This is a genomic window from Drancourtella sp. An57, from assembly GCF_002161525.1.
Lineage (GTDB): Bacteria > Bacillota > Clostridia > Lachnospirales > Lachnospiraceae > Sellimonas > Sellimonas catena.
In genome coordinates, this window is the sequence record NZ_NFHY01000012.1 from 42603 (window position 1) to 54790 (window position 12188).

General features: G+C 47.4%; 12 protein-coding genes. 10 read left to right on the forward strand and 2 right to left on the reverse strand.

Features of this window, described 5'->3' with window-relative positions:
• Nucleotides 1-52 precede the first annotated feature (52 nt).
• Nucleotides 53-961: a GTP-binding protein gene (locus B5G11_RS11000; protein ID WP_087253593.1), complete on the reverse strand. Its 909-nt coding sequence runs from the start codon at nucleotides 959-961 to the stop codon at nucleotides 53-55.
• A 20-nt stretch (nucleotides 962-981) separates the two neighbouring features.
• Nucleotides 982-2043, reverse strand: coding sequence for an NAD(P)-dependent alcohol dehydrogenase (locus tag B5G11_RS11005; protein WP_087253598.1), 1062 nt, complete (start codon nucleotides 2041-2043; stop codon nucleotides 982-984).
• Nucleotides 2044-2363: 320 nt separating this feature from the next.
• Here B5G11_RS11005 and B5G11_RS11010 point away from each other — a divergent pair, with 320 nt between their 5' ends.
• The 10 genes from B5G11_RS11010 to B5G11_RS11055 all read left to right on the forward strand — a co-directional run bounded on the left by B5G11_RS11010 (nucleotide 2364) and on the right by B5G11_RS11055 (nucleotide 12101).
• On the forward strand, nucleotides 2364-3215 hold the full coding sequence (locus B5G11_RS11010) for a cell division protein FtsQ (protein ID WP_087253602.1): 852 nt from the start codon (nucleotides 2364-2366) through the stop codon (nucleotides 3213-3215).
• 27 nt (nucleotides 3216-3242) lie between these two features.
• Entirely contained in the window at nucleotides 3243-4937 is a 1695-nt protein-coding gene (locus B5G11_RS11015; protein WP_087253605.1) for an energy-coupling factor transporter ATPase, read from the forward strand.
• 1 nt (nucleotide 4938) lies between these two features.
• Nucleotides 4939-5775: an energy-coupling factor transporter transmembrane component T gene (locus tag B5G11_RS11020; RefSeq protein ID WP_087253608.1), complete on the forward strand. Its 837-nt coding sequence runs from the start codon at nucleotides 4939-4941 to the stop codon at nucleotides 5773-5775.
• Nucleotides 5776-5784: 9 nt separating this feature from the next.
• Nucleotides 5785-6579, forward strand: coding sequence for a PHP-associated domain-containing protein (locus B5G11_RS11025; RefSeq protein ID WP_087253610.1), 795 nt, complete (start codon nucleotides 5785-5787; stop codon nucleotides 6577-6579).
• A gap of 44 nt (nucleotides 6580-6623) precedes the next feature.
• Complete coding sequence (locus B5G11_RS11030) at nucleotides 6624-7394, forward strand: inositol monophosphatase family protein (protein WP_087253613.1); 771 nt, start codon at nucleotides 6624-6626, stop codon at nucleotides 7392-7394.
• A complete protein-coding gene (locus B5G11_RS11035) occupies nucleotides 7382-8215 on the forward strand; it encodes a MurR/RpiR family transcriptional regulator (protein ID WP_087253617.1) in 834 nt (277 codons plus the stop codon). Before B5G11_RS11030 ends, B5G11_RS11035 begins: the two co-directional genes overlap by 13 nt.
• Nucleotides 8216-8392: 177 nt before the next feature.
• Complete coding sequence (locus B5G11_RS11040) at nucleotides 8393-9277, forward strand: HAD family hydrolase (protein ID WP_087253618.1); 885 nt, start codon at nucleotides 8393-8395, stop codon at nucleotides 9275-9277.
• A 98-nt stretch (nucleotides 9278-9375) separates the two neighbouring features.
• On the forward strand, nucleotides 9376-10140 hold the full coding sequence (locus tag B5G11_RS11045) for a class I SAM-dependent methyltransferase (protein WP_242959040.1): 765 nt from the start codon (nucleotides 9376-9378) through the stop codon (nucleotides 10138-10140).
• A gap of 24 nt (nucleotides 10141-10164) precedes the next feature.
• Nucleotides 10165-10869, forward strand: coding sequence for a response regulator transcription factor (locus tag B5G11_RS11050; protein WP_087253621.1), 705 nt, complete (start codon nucleotides 10165-10167; stop codon nucleotides 10867-10869).
• A complete protein-coding gene (locus B5G11_RS11055) occupies nucleotides 10866-12101 on the forward strand; it encodes a HAMP domain-containing sensor histidine kinase (RefSeq protein WP_087253623.1) in 1236 nt (411 codons plus the stop codon). The genes B5G11_RS11050 and B5G11_RS11055 overlap by 4 nt, the downstream gene beginning before the upstream one ends.
• Nucleotides 12102-12188 lie beyond the last annotated feature (87 nt).

Here is a 12188-nt window from a genome sequence, read left to right on the forward strand (position 1 = left end):
CAGAAAGGCCCTCCGGACTTTGCAATGCTGATCCGGAAGGCCTCACATGAAATTAAGAAGATTCTCGCAATTCTTTGATCAGTAGTTTGCGCAGTTCCCGGCGTTTGATTTTCGGACCGATGAAAATGCTCTTTGGCTGTTCGGCTTCGTCAAATCCGGTGATGGTGTAACGGTCGTCCACCACATCAAAGCGGAGAAGACAGCCTCCGGCGTCAACGAATCCTTTGGCCCGGCAGATCGTCCCGTAAGTACCGTGGATCAGTTGTTCCAGAAACCAGATCAGATGATTGGGACCGGGAAGTGAAATATCTGTAAGGCCGAGGGAGAGCAGGTTTGGAGTGTCCATCTGTTCGGGTGTGATGGAGTTTCCGCTCAGATCCGTATGCAACAAGGTGTTCCACCAGGACAACTCCATATGGCTGTAATGCTCTGCCTGGATCCGGGCGTCAGGATTGACCTCCCGGATTTTGGAAACCAGAGCATCCATCTCTTCCGGTGTATCGAAGTTACGTTTGGAAATGACGATGGTCTCGGCGGCTTTTAACTGATCTTCAAAGATATCCCGGTAGTCCCGCATATAGTGGTCAAAGCAGTTGGCATCCACAATGGTAACGGGACTTAAAAGGGAAATCCGTTCGTACTCGATCTGCTGGATATTATGAATGACATTGGACAGTACGCCTACACCGGTCGGCTCTACAATGAGATATTCCGGATCCAGGGTGTTGGCGATTGTCAGGATGGAGGAGGCAAAGTCCGACTTCATGGAACAGCAGATACAACCTTCCGTCAGTTCCCAGATGTTGATATCTTTCTCCTCATCTAAAATAGTTTTGTCGATACCGACCTCTCCGTATTCATTTTCCATGACGACAAAATCCTGCTTTGTTTTTTGTGCCATTTCTTTAATAAACGTAGTTTTCCCGGCACCGAGAAAGCCGGAAACGACAAGTATCTTCATAATATCCTCCGATTTTCTGGTTAGTCTTCGATTTTAACGACTGGTTTGATCAGGTCTCTTGGCTTGTCTCTCATAAGGAAGAGTGCCTCTTCCAGATGTTCCCATCCGTCAAATACATGGGATACGAGCGGGTGTACATCCAGCTTGCCTGCGGAAACGAGTGCACCGAGTTTTTCCATGCGGAGACGTCCGCCAGGCATGAGACCGCCGTTGATCTGTTTGTGTCCCATGCCGACACCCCATTCAGCGCGCGGGATATTGACATAGGTGCCGCTTCCAAGATAGTTGACATTACCGATCTTTCCGCCTGGTTTTAATGCTTTGACAGCAGATTCAAACGTTTCACAGCCGCCTCCTGCGACAATGACCTTGTCCACGCCTTTTCCGTCTGTCATGGCAAGAACCTGGTCTTCGATGCTTCCGTCTTTGTAACTGATAAAATCAACAGCGCCGTATCCTCTGGCCGCCTCTACGCAGACAGGTCTTGTGCCGACTGCAATAATGCGGGATGCACCGCGCATATTGGCGCCGGCAACAGACATCAGTCCTACCGGGCCGATTCCGATAACGAGAACGGTGTCACCGAACTGAACGTCGGCAAGTTCGACACCGTGGAATCCGGTCGGAACCATGTCGGAGAGCATACATGCGTCTACCGGATCGATGTTGGACGGCAGAAGCGCAAGGTTTCCATCTGCGTCATTGACATGGAAGAATTCAGAGAAGACACCGTCTTTGAAGTTGGAGAATTTCCATCCTGCCAGCATTCCGCCGGAGTGCATGGAATATCCTGCCTGTGCTTCGAGAGAGTTCCAGTCCGGAGTGATGGCCGGAACCAGAACACGGTCACCTGGTTTGAAATCTTTGACAAGAGAGCCGACTTCTACAACTTCAGCACAGCATTCGTGGCCAAGAATCATGTTGTGGCGTTCTCCGATGGCACCTTCCCACAGCGTATGAACATCAGATGTGCAGATTGCGACAGCAAGTGGTTTACAGATCGCATCAAGCGGCCCGCATTCAGGGCGGTCTTTCTCAATCCAGCCGGATTCACCGATTTTCAGCATTGCATAGCCTTTCATTTTACACTACCTCCTTTTAGTTGAAAATTGATAAGTTAGATCTATCATATCATGGATGGGACGGGAAAAGTGAAAAAATTTCTTTTCAAATTGTAAAAGTTCTATTAATAACGTGAAAAATATGACAAGTTCTGACGAAAAAGGGAAATAAGAAGAAAGTGTTCTTCGATATCGTTTTCGAAGACAAGAGAAAATAAACTTTCATAAATAAAGCGAAAGAAAATTTACTTACATTTAACTAAAGAATGAAAGAAAACTTTACTTCGGATTGTTATGATTTTTAATGTAAAAAGCGTGAAAGTTTTCAGGAGGAAAAGAGAATGGTTACGAAACAACAGACAGCGACACAGTCGCAGAAACTTATGATTTTTGTTCTTACGATGTCACTTTACGGTCTGGCTACGTTATTTACAGAACTGATTCCGAAATTTCAGGTGGGAATTGTGGAATTTTCCGTAGAATATTTTCTGTTTATTCCGCTGGTTCTTGCGATTCTGTTTGATCCGATGTCAGCTGCACTCGGAGCGGCTACCGGAGAACTGGTATTCAGTGAGATCATGCTGGGACAGTTTGGCGGGCTTGGAGAGTTGGAAAAGTTTATTACAGTCACAATCGGTGTATATATTGCGGGAAGACTTGTGAGAAATCCGAAAAACCGGACAATGGTAGGAATTGCATCGATGACGGGTGTGATTTTACAGCAGCTTTTGGGAATGATTGTGGATATTTTAAAGGTTCAGTTTGCGGTAACGGATTTTGAGGCGGTACCGGGACTCCCGGAAAGTGTATTTGCGACAGAAGGTTTTGCATGCTTAAATGATATTCTGTTTTCAGGAATCCTGTTCTGCCTGCTTCCGACGATATTCCTTGTGCCAAGACTTTATGGGAAAATCGAGCCGCTTCTTGGCATGCAGCCGAGGACAGAGGAAACAGCTCTGGGAGCAATCAATGCAAAAGTAGTGATCGGCGCGCTGGTGGCATTTGTGGCGGCGATCGGAGCGGAAATGCTGGCAGAGAGCGGCACTTCGATCATTGACTGGGAAGCAAGCTGGGCAGAGAGCGGTACCGCAGTGGCGGCAGGCATGGTTGTGGCAGCGGCACTTGCGGTTGTGATGCTTCTTGTGATGAAGAAAAAAGCGGAAGCGACAGATAACAAACTGGAAAATGCATAAGTATAAAAGGAAGCAGAAAAGACAGATATGAACAGTATTGAAATCAAACACTTGACATTTGCTTATCCGGGAGCGGAGAAAAATACATTAAATGACGTAAACCTGGAAATTGAAAAAGGAGATTTTGCAGCGATTGTCGGTAACAATGGCTGCGGGAAATCGACATTATGCAAGACAATGAACGGGCTGATTCCACACTTTATCACCGGAACGTATTCCGGAAGTGTGGAGGCAGACGGGGTAAAGGTTCAGGATTCAGACATCGGAACTCTGGCAAGAAAAGTGGGATATGTCTATCAGGATTTCGAAAATCAGATCGTCCGGCCGACTGTGCTGGACGATGCTTCCTATGCCTGCATGAATTATGCCATGCCGGATTATAAAGAGCGGGGAATGAAAGCACTGGCGCAGTGCGGGCTGGAAGGTAGAGAAAATGAGTATATCTGGCAGCTTTCCGGAGGGCAGACCCATCTGCTTGCGTTGGCGGGCGTAGTATCTCTGGAACCGGAAGTACTGATTCTGGACGAACCGATTGCACAGCTGGATCCTCATCATGCGGATCTGATTTATCAGATCTTAAAAAATCTGAATGAGAAGTATGGAAAAACAATTATTGTGATTGAACATCATACCGAGTATATTGCGGAGTACTGTAAACATGTGATTCTGATGAAAGATGGGCATATGGAATGGAAGAAGCCGACAAAAGAAGCGTTATGCCGGGTAGAAGAACTCCAGTCCTGCAACATTTTTCCGCCTCAGGTGACACTGGCAGCCTACGAGATGGTCAAAAAACAGGTCATTCCAAAGCCGGACATGCTGCCGTCCAGCATGGAAGATGGAATCCGGCTTCTGGGAGGTCTTGTATGTCAAAGAAGTGGTGATCGTGAAGGTGCCGTTATATCCGAAACTGAGGCGATGGTGCAGTTTCGGGACGTTTCTGTCTCCTACCGGGCAGTGAAAGGCAAGGCAGCTCAGGTGTTTGGCGGACTGAATCTGGAAATTCACAGAGGGGAGAAGATCGCACTGATTGGTTCCAACGGTGCCGGAAAGTCTACAATGATGAAAATGATGACCGGTCTTATAAAGCCGGCAAAAGGTGAGGTCCTCTTAAAGGGGAAATCCATCAAGGATACGAAGCCGGAACAGCTTTCCAGGTATGTATCTTTGGTGTACCAGAATCCGGAAGATATGTTTATCAAAGACTCCATAGAGTCAGATGTGGCGTTCGCCATGAAAGTCCGGAATGAATCGGACTGGGAAGAGAGGACAAAAGCACTTCTCGAGCGGTTCCGGCTCACGGAATTCAAGGACCGGGACGGACGGCTTTTATCCGGCGGACAGATGAGAAGGGCATCACTTGCCATCGGAATTGCCCTCAATCCTGAGATTCTGCTTCTGGATGAGCCGACGGCCAATCTGGATATTGCGACGAGAAAAGAGATTATGCGCACACTGAATGATATAAAAGAAATCACAGAGACAGTGATGATAGCGACGCACGATATGCAGCTTGTATGCGAGTGGGCGGAACGGATCATTGTACTGTGTCAGGGAGAAGTCATTGCGGACGGAACGAGAGATGAGATTTTCGGGGATATGGAAGTCGTAAAAAAATCCGGAATCCGGCCGCCGGAGATTTTTACCCTTGGACAGGAGATTCAGTCGGACGCATTCTGTTACACAGTGGATGAATTTGTACAGGGATTTGGAGGAAACTAAGATGAGTGGAATGATGAAAAAGATGTCCGAGAACATTCTGGATAAGTTTTCCATGGATTTTCTGCGGAATCAGGTTCTGAAAAATGCGTATGGAAATGATGATACATTGATTGCAAAGACGGATCCGAGAGTGCTGCTCGTCTGGTATCTGTTTTTTGCTGTTGTACCATGGTTTATGAATGATCTGGTATTTCTGCTTGGATGCTTTCTCCTGGTGGCAGTGACCACGATCATGGCACGCGTGGCAGGACTGGTGCTGGTTTTATTCGGTCTCGGAGTGTTTTCGCAGACAGGATATCTGTTTGTTGTCTCGCTTCTTTTTGGAGGCAATACGGAGACAATTGTGCCGCTGCTTGTACTGACATTAAAGGTGGCAACAGTCTCACTGGCCTCGATTACCGTATTTTCCGGTCTGGATCCGGACCGTCTGTCGAATGGGCTGATGTGGTATGGATGCCCGGAAAAGCTGTCCTTTTCCATTTCTTATGCATACCGGATGCTGCCGATGCTGATGGAGGAGTTTCAGAATGTGCTACTTTCTTACCGGTTGAGGGGAAACGCACCGGACAGCAAAGGCGTGATGGGAAAGATCCGTTATCTGATTTACCAGGTGAAGGTCATTATCCATTCCTTTTATCCGCTTATGCTTAATACGGCAAAACGGTCCAGAACTACAGTGGAAGCCCTGGAGATCAAAGGGTACCGCTATGCGGCGGTGAACAAAGAAATAAAGAAGATGAAATTATCTTCCTTAAAGGTGACGTACAATGACATGCTGTTCGCAGCGGTTTCGTTTTTGTGGATCGCGGTCGTTGTACTGGTTATGGTAATGATATAGGAGGCGCACATGTATCTTGATTTTCACACCCACGGAAAACTGGCAAAAAAACTGCCGTTTTCTACGGTATACACTGACTGGCTGTTTGGAGAGGCAAAGGACGCAGGACTGAATGCACTTTGCCTGACTGAACATTTTAACACCTTACAGTTTGATGAACTTTACGGCTATCTGATGAAAACATGCCGGAGGGACGGGGATACGCTCGTTACGGAAGGCGGGCTCCGGATTTTTGCCGGAATGGAGACAGATATTGCAGAAGGTGGTCATATTTTATCAATCGGGACGCCGGAGAATATTCTGGAACTGAACCGGAGACTGGAACCGAATAAGGAGAAAGGATCCTTTCTTACATTCGAAAAACTGATGAATTTGTTTGAGAAATATCCTATAATAGTAGGAGCAGGGCATCCGTTCCGGGAGGGAGGACATATTCCGGAACTTCCGATGGAACAGCTTGGCCGTTTGCATTTTCTGGATCTTAACGGGAAGGATGTTGCGCAGGACCGGAAAGGTACCGAGGAAAAGACATACCGGCTCGGGAACAAGCTAGGGATCCCGGTGGTAAGCGGAAGCGACACCCATCAGGCAGTTCAGTACGGATGCATCCGGACAAAATTTGAAAAAGAAATCATTACAGTAAGCGATCTTTATGCAGAGATGAAAAAAGGAGCGTATGAGATTCTCATATCTGACAATGCTTCTTTCAAGGTCCGGACAGCAGGAATTTTGAAGAAAGCACTGAAAGAAATCGATGCCCTTGGCGGAAATTATGTGAACGTGCTGGTGGAAAAGCAGGCGTAATGTTTTCGGACAGAGCACATCGAGCGGTTAGGAGAGACAGGGAAATGGAAATGATATTTGAAAAAGCTGTTGAGATTGTAAAGAAAAACGGGGCGGAGCTCACCGGAAGAGACGGGGCAGACACCATCCGGGAAAAAGGACGGACCGACTATGTAACAGAAGTGGACATCCGGGTACAACGGCAGATTTTTGCGGAGTTAAAAGAACTGGATCCAACAGCTCAGCTTCTTGGAGAAGAGAAAGAGAATGAGGGAATCGACCGGAAGGGGAGCATCTGGATTCTGGATCCGGTGGACGGGACAACGAACCTGATCCATGATTTTCAGCACAGCACCATTTCTCTTGCTTATGCCAAAGGAGGAAAAATTCTGTTTGGAGTCGTCTATGATCCATTTCATGAAGAATGCTTTACTGCGGAACTCGGGAAAGGCGCATTTTTAAATGGAAAGCCGATTCAGGTAAGCAAAAAAGAACAGCTTGGCGACTGCCTGACTGCCATAGGCACCTCACCAGGATGCCGGGAACACGCGGACGAAAATTTTGCCAGAATGAGGCGCATCTATGATCAGTGCCAGGATATACGAAGAATCGGGAGCGCGGCACTGGAACTTTCCTATGTGGCATGCGGGCGTCTGGATGGATTTTATGAAGAGAACCTGAAAATCTGGGACTACGCGGCCGGAAGCCTTCTGGTCACAGAAGCAGGCGGAACGACAGTCATAGAGGGACCGGATACCATGGCATGCACACCAAAAATCCGGGAAGAATTTCAGAAACTACTTAAGATTACGGAGGAAGAAAGATGGAATGGCTGATGCCGGATGAGGACAGCAAGTATACAAAATCAGATTTAAAAATTATGGACTTTATCGAGAACTATACGGATGAATTCCTTTTTATGAGTATCGGACAGCTTGCAAAACGGCTGGACATGTCCGAAGCGACCATCTCCAGATTTGCAAGACATATCGGCTATACCGATTTTAAAGAAATGAAAAACCATGTGGCTGCCCGCAAAGTAGGAAAAGGACCGGCCAGAAAAATCGCAGGCACCCTGATGAAAATTCAGGGATTTGACATCCGCAAATGGTTTACCTACCAGCAGGAATGCCTTGAACGGACTCAGAATCAGATTGATATCGGTGAAATGGATAAAGCACTCACCGCAATCCAGAAAGCCAGACGAATCTATATCCACGCCAAAAACGCATCTGCATCTGCCGGACAACTGCTGTTTTTCCGGCTTCGCAGACTTGGATTTGATGTGACCATGGTGCCATCCGGCGGTTCCGAAGTGATCGAAGGAATCGCACACGCAGGCGAAGGCGACCTCGTTATCATCTTCAGTTACTCCAAAGTATCCACAGAAGGAAGGATCATCCTGGACTACGCACAGACCGCAGGCTACCAGACACTTGCCTTCACAAGCAGACTCTACGCACCAAGCGACCAGCGGGCAGACATCAACATTTACGTATACCGGGGAGAAAAAGAAGAATACCACTCCATGACCACCGCCGTTGCCATGATCGACGCCATGGTACTAGCCCTCTCCGAACGCATGGCATCCCAGTCCGCCGAACGCCTCGGCAAAGTACAAAATCTCAAGAAACTCTATCGGAAAGATAGGGATTAACACCATTGGGGACGTGTTCCGATGCATCGGAACACGTCCCCGTTTCACACTGATCTGGAGAATCTGACTACAGAACCGGAAATAAGAAAGAAGATCATAGACAGAATGTAGATTGTATGGTTTTTTCTCCTGTGATAAGATAAAGGAGACGAGCATGCAGGGACAAGGAGAAAAGAGATGATAAAAGTAATAGCAGCGGATATGGACGGAACGCTTTTAAATTCCGGACATACGATTTCAGAGCAGACTTATCAGACAATACAGGATGTTCAACAGGGTGGAATCCGTTTTATGATCGCAACAGGACGGGATTATCCATCGGCATCCGATACATTAAAAAATTTTCCGCTGGACTGTGACTGGGTGACGGGAAGTGGCGCGGAGATCCGAAACCGGGATGGAGAGCTTCTTCAGACGATACCTATGGATCCGAAGTGCTTTGAACAGATCGTTTCCTGTGTGGAGAAGTTCCCGGCGTATATCCGTTTCTGCACAACGGGAAAGGATATTGTCCTGACAGAGGAAGAAGATCTGGAGCAGAAGCTTCTGGAAGAATCCAGGTTGTTTTTCCCGGGAAATACGGATGAAGAAATCCTTGAATCGGATCAGTTTCAGCAGCTGTTGAGGCGTATGTGCCGAATCGGGAGCCTGGAGGAGCTCTGGGAGATGAAGATTCCGATTTATAAAGTGTTTATCAACGCAAAGACCGGGGAAATCATTCAGGAGATCTGGAAAGAGATGGAAAAGATTCCGGGAATCGCGGTTGCATCTTCCTTTTTTAACAATCTGGAGCTGACGGATGAGAAGGCACAAAAAGGGCATGCGATCTCAAGATATATGGAAAAGCTGGGGTACCGGAAAGAAGAAGTGATGGTACTTGGAGACAGTCTGAATGATCTGTCCATGTTTCAGGCCGGATTCGGCGCGGCAGTAGCGATGGGAAATGCCCATGAAAAGATACTGGAAGTGGCAGGTTACATTACAAAAACCAATGATGAGGACGGTGCGGCCTTTGCAATGCGCCTTGCATTGGAAAACCGGCTGGATGAGATAAAAAAGTAAATAGAAAAGAACAGAAGCTGACGGGAAGACCTGTCAGTTTTTTGTTTTCTTTCATACTCTGGCTGTGGTATCATAGATAGCATAGGGAGGGAAATTTGATGATGTATGAGAAGGATTACACAAAAGAGAATGCAAAAACAATCGACCAGTGGGTAGAGGAAGGCTGGATCTGGGGCATACCGATTTCCCACGAGGTATATGAAAAGGCCGTAAACGGAGAATGGGAGATGGTGCTGACACCGACAAAGCCGGTTCCAAAATCCTGGTTTCCGGAGTTGAAAGGGAAGAAGATTCTGGGGCTTGCCTCCGGAGGTGGACAGCAGATGCCCATTTTTGCGGCGCTTGGCGGGATCTGTACCGTGCTGGACTATTCGGACCGGCAGCTTGCAAGTGAAGAGATGGTGGCAAAAAGGGAAGGGTACGACATTGAGATTGTCAAAGCGGATATGACTAAGACCTTTCCGTTTGCGGATGAGACCTTTGACCTGATTTTCCATCCGGTTTCCAACTGCTATGTGGAAGAAGTCCTGCCGGTATGGAAAGAATGTTTCCGTGTGTTGAAAAAAGGTGGAATTTTGCTTGCCGGCGTGGATAACGGGATGAATTATATATTCGATGATACAGAGACCTGTATTGTTCACGGGCTTCCGTACAATCCGTTGAAAGACAGGAAACTGTATGAGGAAGCGATGCAAAGCGGTGACGGGATTCAGTTTTCTCATACGGTGGAGGAGCAGATCGGCGGGCTTCTAAAGGCTGGATTTTGTCTTACCCATCTTTATGAAGACACGAATGGAGAAGGGAATCTTCATGAGCATGGAATCCCGACATTTTTGGCAGTGCGTGCAGAGAAAGAGACGTAAAAGCAATAGACAGGAGTGAAAGGCATGGCAGAAATTTTATTGCTGGAAGATGAGGAAAGTGTCAATCGTGGGATTGAGTTTACATTAAAAAAAGAAGGGTATGAGGTGGATAGCGCCAGAACGATCAAAGAGGCCTGGGAGATGTTCGTGAAAGAGGAGCCGGGGCTTGTGATCTGTGATGTAAATCTGCCGGATGGAAACAGTCTGGATCTGATTCGCCGGATCCGAAAAGACAGCATGACACATATCATCTGTCTGACCGCGATGGATACGGAGATGGATCAGGTGATGGGATATGAGGCAGGGGCGGATGATTACGTCACAAAACCGTTCAGCCTGTCGGTGCTTGTCCTGAAAGTGAACGCCCTTTTCAAACGGCATCAGAAAGCGGCGGCAGATGAAATCGAATCCGGGGAACTCGTCTTTTCCATGTCCAGAATGTGCGCAAAAAAGGGGGACGGGGAAGTCTCGTTTACAAAAAATGAGTGGAAGATGCTGAAACTTTTTCTGGAACATCCAAGACAGATCCTGTCAAAGGGACAGATTCTGGATCAGCTCTTTGATGTGGATGGTGAATTCGTAGATGAAAATACAGTGGCAGTCAATATCAGAAGGCTTCGTGAAAAGATTGAGCCGGATATTTCACATCCTCAGTATATCCGGAATGTTCGGGGGCTGGGATACATCTGGGACCAGGACTGCCAGAAAAGGCAGGGGAACAGGTCATGAAAAAAGAGACAAGGCGGTGTATTACAGAACTGGTTCTCGGATTTCTTGTGACGGCTGCCGTGACAGCAATGATTTTGTTCTGGCAGTATGAGACATATCAGGAAAATCTGGCTTCCAGGGCAAGACTGCTTTTGGCGGAAAATCCAGCGGAAGAGGTGTTTCAGATTCTGAAAGAGGACGGGGATCTGAATACAGAAGAAGTGCAGGATATTCTCGGAGACTACGGATATGAGCATGTCAGGGACAGTCTGGAAGGGCAACGTTTTCTGAGAAACTGCGGATGGACGGCAGGCGGTGCAGTGGCTCTTTATCTTGGCTATGCGGCTGTTGTTTTCTATGAAAAACACAGACATAAAAAGGAAATGGAAGAACAGAGCAAAAAGGCGGCAGACGGGATTGCGAGAATCCGGGAGGGTGATTACCGGCAGGATCTTATGGACTGGTATGAAGAGGAAGAAAGTGAAGACCGGATTCTGGATGAGCTGGATTCTCTCGGAAACTACGTGGAAATGATGGAAGCACAGGCACAGCAGGAGAAGCAGGAGACGAAGACGCTGGTCACCGATATTTCCCATCAGCTGAAGACACCGGTAGCGGCGCTCAATTCCTGCTTTGAAGTGCTGAAAAATGAGGACCTGACAAAGGACGAACGCCGGGAGTTTGAGGGCAGACTGGAAGAACAGATGCAAAGCCTGGGACAGCTGGTGGAAGCGCTTGTAAATATTTCCCGGATGGAGACCGGAATGATTGAGTTGAAGCTTACAGAGGGCAGAATCTTTGATGTGATTCTGGAAGCGGTCAACCGTGTATGGGTAAAGGCTCAGAAAAAGGAGATTGAAATCGAGATGGAGGCGGAAGACAAGCTGGAAGATCTTATTCTTCCGCTCGACTCCAAATGGCTGTGTGAGGCGCTGATTAATCTGCTGGATAACGCGGTAAAATACAGTCCGCCGGGAACAACCGTGACGATCCGCGCAGCCAGAATGGCATCCTTTTTGAGAATAGAGATCCAGGATCAGGGAATCGGAATTGCCAGAGAAAACTATCACAAAGTCTTTCAGAGATTTTACCGGGGGGATGAAAAGGAAGTTCAAAAGGAGGAAGGTTCCGGTGTGGGGCTTTACCTTGCCCGGAAGATCATTGAAGGCCATCACGGCACCATTTCTCTGGATGGAAAGAAGATGAAAAAAGAGAAAGGATCCGTGTTTGTAGTGCAGATTCCATATCGGTAGAAGAGAAGTCTTACAAAACTGTAAGGCTTTTTTTCTGTTTCTGCAAGGGAAATGAAAGACAGGCGCGGTAAGATAGATGACAGAACA